Annotated in this window: 12 protein-coding genes; 6 read left to right on the top strand and 6 right to left on the bottom strand. The window is 41.7% G+C overall.

Annotated elements, in window-relative coordinates:
- Positions 1–19 precede the first annotated feature (19 nt).
- The 4 genes from AC1D69_RS14265 to gdhA all read right to left on the bottom strand — a co-directional run bounded on the left by AC1D69_RS14265 (position 20) and on the right by gdhA (position 7,288).
- On the bottom strand, positions 20–1,021 hold the full coding sequence (locus AC1D69_RS14265) for a glycoside hydrolase family 113 (RefSeq protein ID WP_495456825.1): 1,002 nt from the start codon (positions 1,019–1,021) through the stop codon (positions 20–22).
- A gap of 39 nt (positions 1,022–1,060) precedes the next feature.
- Positions 1,061–3,523 carry a beta-mannosidase gene (locus AC1D69_RS14260; protein WP_495456824.1) on the bottom strand — a complete coding sequence of 821 codons (2,463 nt, stop codon included), beginning with the start codon at positions 3,521–3,523 and terminating at the stop codon, positions 1,061–1,063.
- Between the two features lie 297 nt (positions 3,524–3,820).
- A complete protein-coding gene (locus AC1D69_RS14255; protein ID WP_495456823.1) occupies positions 3,821–5,686 on the bottom strand; it encodes an LTA synthase family protein in 1,866 nt (621 codons plus the stop codon).
- Between the two features lie 222 nt (positions 5,687–5,908).
- Positions 5,909–7,288, bottom strand: coding sequence for an NADP-specific glutamate dehydrogenase (gdhA, locus tag AC1D69_RS14250; RefSeq protein WP_495456822.1), 1,380 nt, complete (start codon positions 7,286–7,288; stop codon positions 5,909–5,911).
- 160 nt (positions 7,289–7,448) lie between these two features.
- Here gdhA and AC1D69_RS14245 point away from each other — a divergent pair, with 160 nt between their 5' ends.
- Together AC1D69_RS14245 and AC1D69_RS14240 are read left to right on the top strand one after the other, a co-directional pair.
- Positions 7,449–9,776, top strand: coding sequence for an ATP-dependent DNA helicase (locus AC1D69_RS14245; RefSeq protein WP_495456821.1), 2,328 nt, complete (start codon positions 7,449–7,451; stop codon positions 9,774–9,776).
- Positions 9,777–9,905: 129 nt separating this feature from the next.
- Positions 9,906–10,886 (top strand): Gfo/Idh/MocA family protein, encoded by a 981-nt coding sequence (locus tag AC1D69_RS14240; RefSeq protein ID WP_495456820.1) that lies wholly within the window; start codon positions 9,906–9,908, stop codon positions 10,884–10,886.
- A gap of 76 nt (positions 10,887–10,962) precedes the next feature.
- Here AC1D69_RS14240 and AC1D69_RS14235 read toward each other — a convergent pair whose 3' ends face one another.
- Together AC1D69_RS14235 and AC1D69_RS14230 are read right to left on the bottom strand one after the other, a co-directional pair.
- Positions 10,963–11,646, bottom strand: coding sequence for a CidB/LrgB family autolysis modulator (locus AC1D69_RS14235; RefSeq protein ID WP_495456899.1), 684 nt, complete (start codon positions 11,644–11,646; stop codon positions 10,963–10,965).
- Positions 11,646–12,017, bottom strand: a complete 372-nt coding sequence (locus tag AC1D69_RS14230) for a CidA/LrgA family holin-like protein (protein WP_495456819.1) — start codon at positions 12,015–12,017, stop codon at positions 11,646–11,648. The genes AC1D69_RS14235 and AC1D69_RS14230 overlap by 1 nt, the downstream gene beginning before the upstream one ends.
- 125 nt (positions 12,018–12,142) lie before the next feature.
- Here AC1D69_RS14230 and cidR point away from each other — a divergent pair, with 125 nt between their 5' ends.
- The 4 genes from cidR (at position 12,143) to AC1D69_RS14210 (ending at position 17,254) form a co-directional block, all read left to right on the top strand.
- On the top strand, positions 12,143–13,042 hold the full coding sequence (cidR, locus tag AC1D69_RS14225; protein WP_495456818.1) for a cidABC operon transcriptional activator CidR: 900 nt from the start codon (positions 12,143–12,145) through the stop codon (positions 13,040–13,042).
- 142 nt (positions 13,043–13,184) lie between these two features.
- Complete coding sequence (locus AC1D69_RS14220) at positions 13,185–13,649, top strand: MarR family winged helix-turn-helix transcriptional regulator (RefSeq protein ID WP_495456817.1); 465 nt, start codon at positions 13,185–13,187, stop codon at positions 13,647–13,649.
- 3 nt (positions 13,650–13,652) lie between these two features.
- Positions 13,653–15,380, top strand: coding sequence for an ABC transporter ATP-binding protein (locus AC1D69_RS14215; RefSeq protein ID WP_495456816.1), 1,728 nt, complete (start codon positions 13,653–13,655; stop codon positions 15,378–15,380).
- Positions 15,377–17,254 carry an ABC transporter ATP-binding protein gene (locus AC1D69_RS14210; protein ID WP_495456815.1) on the top strand — a complete coding sequence of 626 codons (1,878 nt, stop codon included), beginning with the start codon at positions 15,377–15,379 and terminating at the stop codon, positions 17,252–17,254. Before AC1D69_RS14215 ends, AC1D69_RS14210 begins: the two co-directional genes overlap by 4 nt.
- Positions 17,255–17,274 lie beyond the last annotated feature (20 nt).

The following is a 17,274-nucleotide window of genomic DNA, read 5'->3' as shown; positions in this document are numbered from 1 at the left end:
GACTACGGGGATAGCCTACTTACCTTACTCCGATCGGAGTATTAGCGTAGGAATCCAGCGACTTTAGTCGTGGGAGGTTCAAAAAAGATTCATACTGACGTTGAATGATACTCTCGGATGCTTTGGCGTAAGGACAGTAATCATCATTAATAGAAGCTTTCTCTGGAGGATATAACTGAGCAGGCCAATCCCATAACATATATCCCTGCACCCAATCTCGGTTGTTGCAGTGTTCAAACATCGTCCGATAGAAATCAGCTTGGGCCTCTTCATTTGGTTCTCCTTGAAGCTCCCAATCATTCGGAAGATATGGAGATCCTGTGCGACTTGGACATCCCGTCTCCATGAAGAAGAAAGGTTTGTCGTATTGCCGAACAACAGGTTCGATACGATCAAGCTGTTCTTCCCAACGGTCAATCGGATAGTAACCACTAGATGAGATCACATCGACAGCATCCCACCACTTCACTTGATTCTCTTGATACTTATCGCAGTTATACGTGATAATCCCCGAATACACTTGTCTAACATCTTGAATAAGCTGACGCCACTCGGTCTCACGTCGATCCGTCTGGACCATCTCACAGCCCACACAGAACATGTCGCATCCTAATTTCTCAGCCATAGCTGCGTAATGAAGAATAAATCGAGTGTAGGATGCGAACCAATCAGACCATTTCGGCTCACATGGGACATCAACATCGAAAAAGTTAATATGAGCTCTCCAAGTCCCGTCGGCACAGTTAACAATGGGCTTTAAGCAGACTCGTAAGCCAAGGGATTGTGCCTTTTGAATGGCCCATGTTACTTCTTCATCCGTAACGGTTGGTTCATCTTGATACATAATTTCAGTTGAATGTGCGGTTTTCTGTAGGGCTGAGAAAGCGATCGTGGTCCAATTCACACCTAACGTACGGGCCATTTCCTCCATGGAATGTTCAGCACTTGGATTATTCCAAGTGCCTCGAATGCCAGTGAACCCCCATGTCATTCCACCGACAAATTCATTTAGACTATTCATATGTCTCCCTCTTTCTTAGGGCTGTAACTAATTCTTGTGTTACTCTGCCATATCTACAGCACTACGAATGTAGAGGGTCGATTGAAGTGTCTCCAGGGTTACAGATGATGGCAATCGATCTTTACGCAAAGTTACCTTCTTCACCTGATCCGGACATAAGTCGAAATAATTGTCACTCCATTTGACATCTAGTTCAGCGAATTCTAATTCCACGTACTTCGCAAGTTGCGGAGATGTTAATGTAAGCTCAAATGTCGATTCTTGCTCAGTCCATTCGGTAGCTATCGTTACCGGTTTTAAGTGGAAGTGTTTGGCGACAGTGAAAATAAGGACACTTTCACTTACAACATCGTCTGACGTATTCACTAAGCGATATTCTAGATAAGCAGAGCGCATCTCTTCCTCCGTTAGATGTGAGGAGAAGTCAAGTTCAACCACAGATGTAGAACTGAGTGAATGTGCGTCAACCTGTTGAGACCCTTGTTGGTCTAATCCTGATGTCGTGCTACGAAGTCTCCAAGACAGGGTTCCTTGGAAGGAATTCATCGTTTCATTGGATACATGAAGGGATACTTTCTTACCTTTTTCGCAAGCGGAGAGAAGTATAGGTGAGAAGAATCTTTTGGCGAAATAATGAAGTGCCTTCCAACGACCGTAGTAATCGATGCTCGACCAAGAAGCCACCGGCCAACAGTCATTCAGTTGCCAGTAGATGGCTCCCATACAGCGACCACGATTACGTCTCCAATGTTCTACTCCGTATTTCATCGCTTCTGCCTGTAATAGTTGGGAAGCATAAATAAGGGATGAGAAATCCTTAGGATATTTGAAATTCTGAGCTAAGTAGTACATGATTTTGCCGTTCGCACCATCATTCTTCTGATGTCGTTCCATGACATAGGAGAAGATATTTCTGTCTTCAGGTTCAGTGAAACTCTCAATCGTCTTCAAGCTTGGGAAAGATTGAAAACCGAATTCAGAACAGAATCGGAAGTGGAACGAGCGATAGTCAGTAAATGGCTTCAGGCCATGCCATACATCCCAGTAATGGGCGTCGCCTCTGTTCTCATCGCTTGGATTATCAAAGCTACCACCGGAAGAGGGTGAAGAAGCCCAATAGAAGGTGTTAGGATCGTATTGTGCAGCTACGTCTGCAAGGAGTACCTCGAATTGTTTAATATAATCTTCTTTCATCTTATCGGTCTTCGGGAAACCCCAATCCACAATGGCGGATTCAATCTCGTTATTGCCACACCACATTCCTAGAGAAGCGTGATGACGTAGACGTTGAATATTATCGATCGCTTCTTGTTTGATGTTGGCTGCGAATTCCTCTGACAAATCATATACCGCGCAAGCGAACATGAAGTCTTGCCATACAATGAGCCCGTAGCAGTCACACAGATCGTAGAAAGATTGATCTGGATAAATGCCACCACCCCAAACGCGAATACAGTTAAAATTCGCCTCAATACAGTCACGAATAAGACCTTCCGTCTTAGCTACGGACGTTCTAGGCAATAGGTTATCTTCAGGAATATAATTGGCACCCATAGCAAATATGGAGACACCATTGATCTCGAATTCGAACGTTTCGCCCCATGTGTCAGGTTCTTGTTTAACGCGGATTGTCCGTAATCCTATGGTGTAATCTTGTTGATCGACTTGAATGTCTCCATCAAAGAGTCCAATGACAACGTTATAGAGAGGTTGATCGCCATAGCCATTAGGCCACCAGAGTTGTGGGTTGTCGATGGTCATCATCAAATTCTGGATACCATGCTCAGCTTGATTTCTAGAACGAATGATCGAGCCATCAGGTGTTGTAACGGATACTTCAACATTCAACTGTTGCGCTTTCCATGATGCAAGCTCAAGGCGAATTTCTAGTTCGACTTGCTCCTGCGTGTGATGTTGAGTCATATATACATCTTGAATCCGTCCTGTGTTATACGCGTTTATATAAATATCTCGCCAGATTCCGGCATCAGGTAATTGTGGACCCCAATCCCATCCGTAGCTGGAATGGGCTTTACGAATGTGAGGAAATCCATCAACCGCGTGTTCTACACCCCACATATGGGATGCCTCTTGTTTCTGTGCGATATATTCAAGTGTGTTATGGAAATAGATAATGATTTCATTCATACCAAGTTGGATGAAGGGTTTAACGTCAAGTTTATAGGTACGGTGCATATTATCTGTATGGGCTACAATCTGGCCATTCATGTGAACGGTTGCAAGTGTATCTAGTCCTTCACATACTAATTCTAAGCAATCGTTTTGATAAAGATCTTCAGATACGTCAAAGCTACGCGAGTAGCGATACTCTTGACGCATAACGTCCTTAGCATTCTGTTCATTGTCACGATAGTAAGGATCCTCAATTATTCCGGCTTGAAGTAGATCGGTATATACTGACCCGGGTACCTGAACCTCCTGCATTGAAAGTCCGAGATTGTCTTGAAGTTGCCAAATTCCTGTTAGTGATAAAGTTTTCATGTGGCATATTCCTTTCTTTTCAGAGAAAATTTAATTTTTGTTTTCGTTTTGTTATTTAAATTAGCTACTTTTGTTATAATCCTATTTCCGTTAAATATCAAGACATAATTGAATATTTAATAAAAGTAAATAAAATTTTGTCATAAAAGAAAACGTTACCGTAAAAATTCGTTATTATTTAGTTATATGTTTTTTAGGGGTGGAAAGACGTGAAATGCTGAGGGATGGAATAAAAAAGGGTGTCCTTAGCCATTTTCTTATGACTTAAGGACACCTGCTATGGATGGAAGATGATGCTTATTGTTGTTCTTTTTTACGATCGGGTAATTGCGTAACATAACTATCTGAGAGGTGGAGTAACTCTAGAGCACGCTCATATTCGGATTCTGTTACGCCTTCTGAAGGCTTAGTGGAATCTCCGAGGGGATAATGAGTTCCATCTTCAAATCCGTTCCCTGGGACGAAGAGGGCTGTGTCACTCAGGAAAGACCCAGTAGGGAGATAGTATCTTTCAGGTAGTAAGTTAGAATTCTGGTTCAACATGTCTTGCCCGAAATGAATCTGAGAATCTAACGAGGCACCTACTAAGTTAGCTATGGTTGGTAAAAGATCTACTTGACCACCGATCTGTTCAAGGATACGAGGTGAGGTGATTCCAGTTCCACTTATGACGAGTGGAATATTAAGCATATCCTTGTAACTATATTCATGTCCGTAAATTTCCTCCATGAGTTTCTCGTCATCACGTTCTAGAGAATACATAGGTAGACCCATATGATCTCCGTAAGTGAGAATGATGCTATTATCCCATACACCGTTCTTTTTCAGGTCATCGATGAACAATCCAAGCGCATAATCAGCGTAATTCTGAGCACGAATGTAATCTCCTACGAAGGTACCTTCATAACGTTCGGGTAATGTCATTTTGTATTTATTTTCTGGGATAGAGAACGGATGATGTGCTGTCATAGAAATGACTTGCGCATAGAAAGGATCTTGCGATTGGTCCATCTCTTGTAACTTGGCTGCCGACTTATGATACAAGACCTCATCTGTAGCTCCGAAAAATACAACATCTTCGTCCTCAAAAAATTCTTGAGCATAATATTTATCGAATCCAAGGGCTTCGTATAATTCTCGGCGATTCCAGAATTCCACATTGTTCGTGTGGAAGGTGGCGCTCTGATATCCGTATTCTTTTAACAGTTTGGGAAGACTCGGCAATTGCTTATCAGGATAATTCTGTGTAGCAGCACCTACTGCAGGGATATAAAAAGATGTATTCACCATAAATTCGGCATCAGAGGTATTACCCTGCCCAACTTGTTGATAGAAATTAGGGAAGTAAAAATGCTCATTAGCCAATTTATTCATATTAGGTGTAATTTCATGACCATCAATCTTCAAGTTAATCAAGAAATTCTGAAATGACTCCAATTGAATGATGATGACGTTCTTTCCTTGAGCAGACTTCCAAAAGGTAGGTTTTATGGGTGCAGTTGTTTTCTTCAATGAATTGATCAAATCCTGCGAAATGTTCTCCATTGGAATGGGTTCGGTCTTATCTTTAGAGAAGATGGTATAGGCCTCATAACTAAGGATTCCCATCTCCTGTGCCTTTGTAATTTCATTCATACTTGCACGATTTGGAAGGATATTAAAGAGACACAGAACTACCGATAGAATAAATAATATCGACATGACTCGCTTGCTTCCTTTATGCGCGGTATGACGTTTCCATTGTTTAAACTTCGTGTGACGAAAGGAAAGAATGAAGAACAGGATAATGTCAGTGAAAATAAATAAATAATAAGGAGCAAGAAGTGAGAAGACGCTGTTACTTACAGCCGTTACTTGATTCACTTGTTCAAGTGCATGATAGGTCACGATGACACCATAATATTTATAATACATAATGACTGCAAAGAATATGGCTGTAACAAGAAGGTTAATAATCATATACCAGGTTAATTTACGTTTGCTAGCGAACCATTCAACGAGACTAAATAATAGCCATATGAAGGGAAGTTCGGTAATTAGCACTTTCCAAGGTAACAAGTCTCCAAAGGTCACAGCCCAAGCTAAATATCCCTTTAGCAATAAAATAATGGTGAACAAAACGAAAGGCTTTAGTAGAAGCCTTCTTACAGATGACCAAGACATGAGTGACTTCCTTTCTAAATGAAAAAAATACAATCAATCATAATTATGCTCTCGGAGTCAGTAGATGTCAAAACTAGGGTTGTCGATTCATTTGATATTCAGTAACTTGCATCGGAAATACACAAATAAGGCATCCTACATACGAATAGAAGGTAAGTAGGATGCCTTATTAAGGTTGGGGCGTTATTTGGTTATAAGTTCCTCACCAAGTGTATAAGACGCTTAGATGACACCTTGAGCCAACATAGCATCAGCCACTTTGATGAATCCTGCAATATTAGCTCCAACAACAAGATTCCCAGGATATCCATAAGTTTCAGCTGCTTCAGCACTGCTCTTATAGATGTTGATCATGATCTGATGTAGTTTGGCATCGACTTCTTCAAAGGTCCAAGATAATCTCATGCTATTCTGTGACATTTCAAGAGCAGACACGGCAACACCACCCGCATTTGCGGCCTTAGCAGGTCCGAATAGAATACCATTCTCCAAAAATACATCAATAGCTGCAAGGGTAGATGGCATGTTCGCACCTTCTGCTACAGCTTTTACACCATTCTTAACGAGCAATTTAGCGGATTCTTCATCAATCTCATTCTGTGTAGCACATGGGAGTGCAATATCACAAGGAATAGACCAGATACCCTGACAACCTTCATAATACTTAGCATTAGGGTGTTCCTTCACATATTCACTGATTCGTTTTCTTTCGACTTCCTTAAGCCTTTGTACAGTTTCGTAATGGATTCCCTCAGGATCATAGATATATCCGTTAGAGTCACTACATGCAACGACTTTTGCACCCAATTGAGTTGCTTTCTGGATCGCGTAGATGGCCACGTTTCCTGAACCGGAGACTACCACAGTAGTTCCTTCTAATTGAAGTGATTGAGCTTGTAGCATTTCATTTACAAAATAAACAGTACCATAACCTGTTGCTTCAGGACGTGCTAAGCTACCGCCATAGCCAATTCCTTTACCGGTAAGAACTCCAGCCTGATTACCACCTTGAATTCTTTTGTATTGTCCGAACATGTAACCTATTTCTCTAGCGCCAACACCAATGTCACCAGCGGGTACATCGGTATCAGGACCGATATATTTATAAAGTTCTGTCATGAAGCTTTGTGTGAATCTCATGACTTCGTTATCTGACTTTTCTTTAGGATCGAAGTCTGATCCGCCTTTTCCTCCACCAATCGGTAATCCGGTAAGTGAGTTTTTGAAAATCTGCTCGAATCCAAGGAATTTAATAATGCTTGAGTTAACGGAAGGATGGAAGCGAAGACCACCTTTATAAGGACCAATGGCACTGTTAAATTGCACACGATATCCACGGTTAACTCTGACTTGTCCTTGATCATCTACCCAAGGTACTCGGAACATAATTAGTCTTTCAGGTTCCACTAGTCTTTCCAGAATACCGGCATTCATGTATTTTGGTTGTTTAGCTAGCGAGGGAACAAGAGAATCTAATATTTCTTTTACTGCTTGATGAAATTCACTTTCATTGGGATTTCTTTTTTGCACAGTTTCAAAGACACGGTTTACATATTGTTTAGCGTTCACTTCATCAGGCTCACTTACATGTAGAAATGTCATATTTAAAATCTCTCCTCTATTGAAACTTTTTCTCTGTTTTTAAGAATTATACACTTTTTCTGTATCACTTCAACACATTAATACGTTAAGTTGATCATTTCGAGCATTTATTATTGATATAAGAGCATCTAATCACAAAGGCCTATTCATGTTATGATGAATGAAATACATATGGGAACGGGTGATCCTATTGGAAGCGTCAGGCAACGAGCAGAAACAGGTGAGAATATCAGTTAGACCTTTGGCTGAGTATGTCTATCGTAGCGGAGATATCGAATCTGGATTCCGCACGATGACTGCGCTCCATGAAGGAACTAGAATTCATCAACAAATTCAGAAAGCCTACAAAGATGGTGATTTGAAAGAAGTATCCCTCAAGGCAGAGATTCTATTCGATGATATCCTTTTTGTTATTGAGGGAAGATGTGATGGGCTACTCCTCTTAGAGGAAGGTTTAATGGTTGACGAGATCAAATCAACTTCTTCGGATATAAATCTTTTGGAAGAAGGTCACGAAGTTCACTGGGTGCAAGCACAACTATATGCCTATATGGTAGCGAAAGAACAAGGATTAGGTCAAATGAAGATTCAATTAACGTATATTCAAGTGATGACAGGTGAAGAGAAGAGGTTCATACGAACCTATACGTTTTCTGAGTTAGAGTCTGTGCTAATGGAGGTGCTGAGTAACTATAGTCCTTATGCTTCTTTAAGGATAGATAATGCCCTTCGTAGAGATGACAGCATTAGATCATTGCCTTTTCCTTTTGACACCTATCGTGAGGGACAGAGAAAGTTAGCTGGGGCTGTATACCAGACCATTAGAGAAGGGCAGAAGTTATTTGCAAAAGCACCTACAGGTATTGGGAAGACACTGTCAGCGTTGTTTCCATCCGTAAAGGCAATCGGAGAAGGGCTACTTCGGCAAATTTTTTACCTCACGGCTAGAACTACAACACGAACTGCTGCAGAACAAGCATTTGGGTTAATGCAATCGAGAGGACTCTATATACAGACTGTGACGTTGACGGCAAAGGACAAAATATGTTTCCAAGATAAAGTCTCTTGTCGTAAAGAGGACTGCCCATTTGCAGAAGGATATTATGACCGTCTTAACGGGGCGATCATGGACATTCTGTCGAATGAGACGTTAATGGATAGACCGGTGATTGAGCGTTACGCTCGCAAGCATCAATTATGCCCTTTTGAGTTCTCACTAGATGTAGCCTATGCCGTAGATGTTATCATTTGTGATTACAATTATGTTTTTGATCCGCGAGTATCATTGAAGCGATTGTTCGAAGAGCAGAAGAAAAAGACTGTATTGCTAGTGGATGAAGCTCATAATTTAGTAGACCGAGGGAGGGAGATGTTCTCAGCCTCGATAGGGAAAATGGCATTTCTAGAGCTTCAGAGAGGATATAAGGGGAAGAATGATCGCTTGTATGACGCATCTCGTGTGGTGAATCAAAATTTTATTCGGTTGAAAAAGGAATGTGGAGAGGCTAAACGGAAGTTGTGGAATGAACCTCCGAATGAGCTTTTAGAAGGGTTGGAGATCTTTGTTCAAGAAGCAGAACTGGAACTTCAAAGAATTGGACAAGATGAGTTGGAGTCGCGCCAGTTGCTCTTAGATACCTATTTTGCTGCACAAAATATGATTCGAATTTCTAAGCTATATGATGAACGGTATGTAACCTATGCTGAAATTATTCGAACTGGCGTCATCATCAAAATGTTCTGTATGGATCCATCAGCTCTGCTTGCTCAAGCGGTTAAAGGATTTCGTTCAACGATATTCTTCTCTGCAACGTTATCTCCTCTTCATTATTATCGAGATATGCTTGGAGCGGGAGACGATGATTATAGTGTAACGGTACCTTCTCCATTCCATCCCGAACAATTAGATGTTCGAATTGAGCCCTTATCCACGAGATACCGAGATCGTGAGAAGACGAAGGATGCATTAGTGCTCTTATTGAGTCAGATGGTACGGGAGAAGAAAGGAAATTATCTGATCTTTTTTCCATCCTATCAATATTTACATGATATCTATGAGCCATTTATAACGGATAACGGTGACCTGACGACCATTGTACAGGGGATAGGCATGGCTGAGGAGGAAAGAGAGGCATTCTTAGCTTCTTTTCGAGCGGACAACACAGAGACATTCATCGGATTTGCTGTGTTAGGGGGGATTTTCTCGGAAGGGATTGATCTACAGGGGGATCGATTGAACGGTGTTGCTATTGTGGGGGTGGGTCTGCCTCAGATAGGACTGGAGAGAGACTTAATCAAGGATTACTTCAATGAGATCGGTAAGAATGGATACGACTATTCCTATGTATATCCAGGTATGAATAAAGTGCAGCAAGCGGGAGGCAGATTGATTCGCTCAGAACAAGACACAGGCATTCTAATGCTAGTAGATGATCGTTTCATGCAACGCCAATATCAAAGCTTATTACCTGAAGAGTGGAAGGGATAGAAGGGCTCCTGAAGGCAGATGACATCCGTAAGCAACTTGAATTCAGGCATTGACGTAGGCATACTAGAAAGTATCTTATGGTTTAAAAATATTGTTATCTTCATATTCGGAATTGGAAGGGGTGGCATAATGCAGTCATTACGTATCGGGATTATTGGAACAGGTTGGTTCAGTCAAGTCCATGCAGATCATATGGCAACTATGGATGATGTATCTCTTCAAGCCATATGTGGGAGTAGTCTGGAAAAGGGAGAGCAGATGGCAAGGCGCTACGGCGCCACTGGGTATGGTCGTGTGGTAGACATGCTAGAAGCAGAGAAGCTTGATGCTGTCTATATTTGTGTACCTCCGATGGCGCATGGAGAAATCGAGAAACTCTTGATTGATCGAGGTATTCCCTTTCTAGTGGAAAAACCGTTGGGGACAGATACGGAGTTGCCTCGCGAATTATTGAGACAAATTAATGCCAAATCCCTAATCACTTCTGTTGGATATCATTTTCGTTACAAAAAAACCGTAAATCAAATGAAACAACTACTCGGTGAGCAGCAAGTAGGTATGGCTGTGGGTCAATGGATGGGAAGCATGCCAGGCGTTGCTTGGTGGAGACAACAGAATGGATCTGGTGGGCAGTTCATTGAACAAACGACACATATTGTCGATATTCTACGATACTGTTTAGGTGAAGTGGAAGAAGTATACGCGATGTACGGGAATCGAGTGATGCATGAGCAACATGATTATGTAAGTGTACCCGATGTGGGTACAGTATCGATGAGGTTAAAGAGCGGGGTCATTGCTAACATTTCTAACACCTGTGTCCTTCCAGGCGGCGTAGATCGGACAGGCCTTACGTTCTATACAGGCGAAGGCATGTTAGATTGGAATCCTAACCGGTTGAAGGTTGTGACACCACAAGTGAGTACAGAATATACCGATCCTGCAAACCCTTATTTACTGGAGAGCGAAGCGTTCATACATGCGATACGTACCGGCGATCCTTCCCGGATACGCTCCGATTATGCGGATGCCTTCAAGACGCAAGTGATAACCTGTGCTGCATTAGAATCCGCAACCCTGGGTAAACCAATAACGATACAATATGAATGACGTAAAGGCAATCCGGTGCGTCATTGTAGTGGGCATCCTACAGGACTAAATTTTCAAGACACCAGTATGAAGAGTATTAATGCATTAATAGAATGTTCATCATATAAGGTGCCATGCCAAGCGTAAAGAGAGCGGCTAGTATCATGGAGATACTGGAAATGGTACCGCTTAGAGCACTCAACTCGAAGGCTTTCGTAGTACCCATTCCGTGGGCGCTGGTACCGAGAAGAACACCTCGTGCTACCTCATTCTCGATTCGGAAGATTCGCAATACGGAAGGTCCAATAATTGTGCCGAACAGTCCTGTAATAATGACGAATACCGCTGTTATATTGGGAACACCACCGACGACTTGAGATACGTTAATAGCAATAGGTGTTGTGATGGATCGTGGCATAAGACTTGCCACAAGTGAACCACTCAAATGCATCCATTTCCCAAGAAATACGGATGAGATCATAGCTACGGCAGAACCAAACAGTACGCTTGCGATAATCTCGACGGCGTGCTTTTTTAATACCTTGAACTGCTTATATAAAGGAACCGCAAATGCTACGGTTGCAGGTTGTAGTAGGTCACTGAGATATTTGCCGCCATTATTGTATGATTCATATGGAACACCTACTGATAACAATAAGATAATAATCAGCAAGGGTGTAATTAATAATGGGGAAAGATATACTTTAGGCCATATGGAATAGATTTTTTTAGCTGAATAATAAATGCCAAGAGTGAGCGCTAGGTATAACATTCCGATCATCATGCTGCTCGTTTCTCCTTTTTCTTTGATATTATGGTTGCCATTAGGCCTGTGCTTGCCATGACAATAAACGTACTGATCAGGACTACAATGGCGATACGTAGACCATCACTTTGAAGCATAGGAATATACTTCATGATTCCGACAGCTGCGGGAACGAAGAAGAGAAGTAACTCTGCAAGTAACCATTTCGCACCGATATCAATCCATTCAATACGGATAATGTGGGCTTCCAATAAGATGAAGATGACTAGAATGCCTAAGATGCTTCCAGGCACTGGAATATGAAGCCAGCTAGCCAATGGATTCATTACCATGGAGAATGCCATTAATGCCGCTACTTGAAGGATTCCCTTTATCAAATTCATCATGTTTTCATCCCCTTTCATTCTATATGAAAATTTTACATCACTTTCTTTCATAGGTAAAATGAATATAAAGAATGATTACCATTCAATTTATCTATGATACACCTAAAGAGGAGAAGCGATTAATAATGGATATACGTCATCTGCAATACTTCATGGAAGTGGCTCGTTACAGAAGCTTTACCAAAGCAGCCGAATCACTATATATAACCCAACCGACGATAAGTAAGACGATCAAGAATATTGAAGAGGAATTGGGAATCATATTATTTGACCGATCCAGTAAAAAGATTGAATTAACCGATGCAGGTAAAATCATGTTCGAACAAGGCCAACACATTGTGAATTCATTTCAGAATCTTTCCTCCGAATTACATGATCTTCAGAATCTTAAAAAGGGTCATATTCGTATAGGTTTACCACCCATGATTGGCTCTAGCTTCTTCCCTGAAGTCATTGGATTGTTTCATCAGAAGTATCCTGATATAAGCATTCGGATCTTTGAAGATGGTGCTAAGAAAGTCGAACTCGATGTAGAGAGTGGACTTCTAGATATCGGTGTGACCGTGTTACCTACAGATGATGAATTATTTCATTCCTTTTCTTTTGTACAAGAGAATTTAATGTTGCTTGTCCATCCTACCCATGCGTTCGCGGGGAGAGACAGCGTTTCTTTGTCAGAACTTGAGAATGAGTTATTCGTACTGTTTCGCGAAGATTTCGCATTACATGATCGTATTATTACGGAGTGTGTGCGGTTAGGTTTCCAACCCCATGTCGTCTATGAAAGCTCGCAGTGGGATTTAATCAGTGGTATGGTTGCGGCTAATTTAGGGATAGCCCTGCTACCCGAGACCATCAGCCATGAAGTTGACCAGACACGGATTAACGTTGTACCGCTCATTCATCCAGCCATTCCGTGGCAACTGGGTATGATATGGCGTAAGGAACGCTATCAGTCGTTCGCTACACAGGAGTGGATTCAGTTCACACAAAAAATACTGATGGAGAATAGTCGTACGAAGTAGGTACATACTTTGTTCTTATTTGAAACCGTATGCAACATTTGACATATAAGTTTAATGATATTTATAATACATAGGTATACTAATTAATTGGTAACCTAACTAAATATATTTGAAATAACCAAGAGGTGAAAAGCGTATTGTAATGGAAAATGTAACTGCTGAGAAATTGTTCGTAGCCATTAAGAAATTCAACAAAGCCGGGTTCAATCATCGTGCAATTAAAGGTGTCAAACCTAGTGAAATGATGCTTATGTTTTGTTTACAGAAGAGGGGAAAGCTGAAGCCAGATGGTTTAAGGGTTTCTGAAATTAGTGAAATTCTAGATGTTACGTCTCCGACAGTAACGCAGTTACTTAAAGAACTAGAGTTAAAAGGGTTCATCCAACGAATGATGGATCAGAATGATCGAAGAGCGGTTCTAATTAAGCTAAGCCCTGAAGGGAAAGAGGTCATTCAAGAAGCGATGGTGGTAACAGAAGCTTCTTTTAATGGATTAATACAGTTCTTAGGCGAAGATGAAAGTAATCAACTGGTAGACTTACTCATTAAAGCTCATCACTACTATGAGCAGGTGGATGTACGTCAGACAGAAAGTAGGAATGAATAACATATGATGAAATTATTTAGAAATTTAAGACCTTTTCGACTTCCGATCGTATTCGTGCTGTCATTGGTCTTTATACAATCTTTATCTGATTTGTATTTGCCTACATTGATGGCTGATATTGTTGATAAAGGGATCAGAGGCGGTGATATACCGTATATCTGGAAAATTGGTGGTGTCATGCTTCTGATTGCAGCCATTGGAGCCATTTGCTCCATTGGAGCAAGCTATTTCTCGTCCCGTATATCTGTGGGATTCGGACAACGATTACGTAGTAAGATGTTCAATCATGTACAGAACTTCTCCCTACAGGAGTTCGATAAGATTGGAACAGCTTCTTTGATCACAAGAACAACCAATGATATCAACCAAGTTCAACAGGTGCTCATTATGCTTCTTCGCATGATGATTAGTGCGCCATTGATGTGTATTGGTGGTATTATTATGGCCGTCAATCAAGATGCTAAATTATCGCTTGTTATTGTTGTCGTTATTCCTGTACTTGTTGGAGCCATCGCCATTATAGCGCTAAAGGGGCTACCACTATTTAAAGCTATGCAGGTGAAATTAGATACATTGAACCGTGTCTTACGTGAGAATCTTACGGGAATGCGAGTGATTCGCTCGTTTAATCGTACGAACTATGAGACGAAGCGCTTTAACGATGCCAATGTAGATTTAACGGACACAGCGATTAAAGTGAATAAGATTATGGCTGCAATGATGCCAATCATGATGCTAGTGATGAACTTCTCCACACTTGCCATTGTCTGGTTCGGTAGCAATCGTATTAGTGAAGGTAATATGGAAGTGGGCTCATTAATGGCATTTATTCAATATGCAGCGCAAATTATGTTCTCACTCATTATGGTTTCAGTTATGTTTGTAGTCGTTCCGAGAGCTTCAGCTTCGGCGACTCGTATTAATGAGGTATTGGATATGGCGCCAGAAATTAACGATCCAGTCCAACCTAAGCAAACCAACCGTGAGCGTGGTTACCTCTCATTTGAGGATGTGACCTTCCATTATCCTGGCGCAGAGCAGCCAGCAATCTCACATATATCCTTCGAAGCCGGTCCAGGCGAGACGACTGCCATTATAGGGGGTACGGGATCAGGTAAATCGACCTTATTGAGTCTCATTCCGCGTTTCTATGATGTTGGAAGTGGGAAAGTGTTGATCGATGGTGTAGATGTTCGAGAGCTATCACAGGAGCAACTACGAGCTAAGATTGGCTTCGTTCCACAGAAATCAGTGCTCTTCACGGGTACCATTGCGGATAATATTCGTTACGGTAAGGAAGATGCTAGTGATGAAGAAATACAGCGTGCGGCTGAAATAGCGCAGGCTACTGAATTTATAACCAATATGAAGGACGGATTTGAATCCGATATTGCACAAGGCGGCGGTAATGTCTCCGGTGGACAGAAACAAAGACTTTCTATCGCGCGAGCATTAGTTCGGCAACCTGAGGTCTACGTTTTTGATGATAGCTTCTCAGCCCTCGACTTTAAGACAGATGCTAAGCTGCGTGCAGCATTGAAAGAGGTAACTATGGATGCCACTGTGCTCTTAGTAGCCCAGAGAGTAAGTACGGTGATGGATGCGGATCGAATTATCGTGTTGGATAAAGGCGGTATCGTTGGGATAGGTAAACACCATGAGTTGATGGCTACCTGTGATGTGTATCGTGAGATTGTATCCTCACAGTTGTCAGAGGAGGAGAGCGCATGAGTGAGAGTAGACAACAGAATAGACCTAGCCCAGGACCTAGAAGAGGACACGGACCAGGTGGCCCAGGAATGGTTATGCCAGGAGAGAAGGCCAAGAATTTCAAAGGATCTTTAAAAAGATTAGTTCAATATTTAAAGCCCCGAAAGATCACATTGCTATTCATATTGTTAATGGCAACATTGAGTACGGTCTTCAGTATATATAGCCCGAAGAAACTAGGCGAAGCCACAACGATTCTATTCAAAGGGTTTCAAATGGTTGATGGTGTGCCACATATAAACATTGATTTCGGTGCGATAACGGACATACTAATGTTTGTAGGTATACTTTATATCATTAGTGCCTTATTCAGTTATATGCAGCAATATCTAATGGCAGGAGTCGCTCAGAAAGTTGTGCTTGATATGCGGACGCAGATTAATAGCAAGTTAACTCGCTTACCGCTCAAGTATTTCGATTCCAAGACACATGGTGAAATTCTGAGTCGTGCTACGAATGATGTCGATAATATCAGCACAACATTGCAACAAAGTTTAACCCAGCTTATTACTTCGGTGGTTACCATTATTGGGGTCATTGTCATGATGCTGACGATTAGTCCATGGTTGACACTTATCACGATTATCACCTTGCCATTAAGTGTGCTTGTGGTTAAAGGTGTGGCTACTCGATCACAGAAGTATTTCAAGGGACAGCAGAAGTCTCTTGGTGATCTGAATGGACATGTCGAGGAAATGTATACAGGACATAAGATTGTGAAGGCGTTTGGACGCGAAGAGCAATCGATGAAGGATTTCGACGAAATCAATGAGAAGTTATACCACTCCGGTTGGAAAGCCCAGTTCCTTTCTGGATTGATTATGCCGTTAATGAGTTTCGTTAGTAATATAGGATATGTATTGGTGTGTGTAGTCGGTGGGATCTTTGTCACAAACGGGAAGATTACCATCGGGGATGTTCAAGCTTTTATTCAATACACGAGACAGTTCTCACAACCTATTGCCCAAACGGCCAACATAGCTAACGTTATTCAATCGACAATAGCATCTGCTGAACGTGTATTTGAACTCTTAGATGAGGAAGAAGAAGTGCCAGAACTTCAGAATGCGAAGACGATCCAATACCCACAGGGTACGGTACAATTCGAACATGTGAAGTTTGGATACAAAGAAGATGCCATTCTGATCGAAGATATGAATATTGACGTATCACCAGGTCAGACTATTGCTATTGTAGGACCGACAGGAGCGGGTAAGACGACACTCATCAATCTGTTGATGCGCTTCTATGAATTGAATGGTGGGGCAATTAAGATCGATGGTGTGAATATTGCGGATATGAAGCGTGGCGATCTTCGCAGTAAGTTCGGTATGGTACTTCAGGATACTTGGCTCTTTAATGGTACCATTCGTGACAATATCGCGTATGGTCGCGAAGGAGCTAAGGAAGAGGAGATCGTTAAGGCTTCCAAAGCAGCCCATGCCGATCACTTCATTCGTACCCTTCCAGATGGGTATAACACGATTCTGAATGAAGAAGCATCGAATATCTCTCAGGGTCAGAAGCAACTTCTAACGATAGCGAGGGCCATTCTTGCCAACCCGTCAATTCTTATTCTAGATGAAGCGACGAGTAGCGTAGATACGCGTACAGAAATCCACATTCAGAAAGCCATGAATGAGCTGATGAAAGGCAGAACAAGCTTCGTGATTGCACACCGATTATCTACGATTCGTGACGCTGATCTAATTCTAGTCATGAATCAAGGCAGTGTCATTGAGAAAGGTAGCCATGAAGAGTTATTGAATCAGGGTGGCTTCTATGCAGACCTGTACAACAGTCAATTTTCGCAATCGATGGATGATGTCGTGTAATGGAACGTTAGATGTTCATA

The organism is Paenibacillus sp. Y301, from assembly GCF_059445505.1.
The sequence above is the reverse complement of the archived record's forward strand: the minus strand, read 5'-3'. Positions and strand labels throughout refer to the sequence as shown.

Coding starts and splice junctions, on each gene's coding strand:
- AC1D69_RS14265 (WP_495456825.1), bottom strand. CDS start 1,021: ATGAATAGTCTAAATGAATTTGTCGGTGGAATGACATGGGGGTTCACT.
- AC1D69_RS14260 (WP_495456824.1), bottom strand. CDS start 3,523: ATGAAAACTTTATCACTAACAGGAATTTGGCAACTTCAAGACAATCTC.
- AC1D69_RS14255 (WP_495456823.1), bottom strand. CDS start 5,686: ATGTCTTGGTCATCTGTAAGAAGGCTTCTACTAAAGCCTTTCGTTTTG.
- gdhA (WP_495456822.1), bottom strand. CDS start 7,288: ATGACATTTCTACATGTAAGTGAGCCTGATGAAGTGAACGCTAAACAA.
- AC1D69_RS14245 (WP_495456821.1), top strand. CDS start 7,449: ATGAAATACATATGGGAACGGGTGATCCTATTGGAAGCGTCAGGCAAC.
- AC1D69_RS14240 (WP_495456820.1), top strand. CDS start 9,906: ATGCAGTCATTACGTATCGGGATTATTGGAACAGGTTGGTTCAGTCAA.
- AC1D69_RS14235 (WP_495456899.1), bottom strand. CDS start 11,646: ATGATCGGAATGTTATACCTAGCGCTCACTCTTGGCATTTATTATTCA.
- AC1D69_RS14230 (WP_495456819.1), bottom strand. CDS start 12,017: ATGATGAATTTGATAAAGGGAATCCTTCAAGTAGCGGCATTAATGGCA.
- cidR (WP_495456818.1), top strand. CDS start 12,143: ATGGATATACGTCATCTGCAATACTTCATGGAAGTGGCTCGTTACAGA.
- AC1D69_RS14220 (WP_495456817.1), top strand. CDS start 13,185: ATGGAAAATGTAACTGCTGAGAAATTGTTCGTAGCCATTAAGAAATTC.
- AC1D69_RS14215 (WP_495456816.1), top strand. CDS start 13,653: ATGATGAAATTATTTAGAAATTTAAGACCTTTTCGACTTCCGATCGTA.
- AC1D69_RS14210 (WP_495456815.1), top strand. CDS start 15,377: ATGAGTGAGAGTAGACAACAGAATAGACCTAGCCCAGGACCTAGAAGA.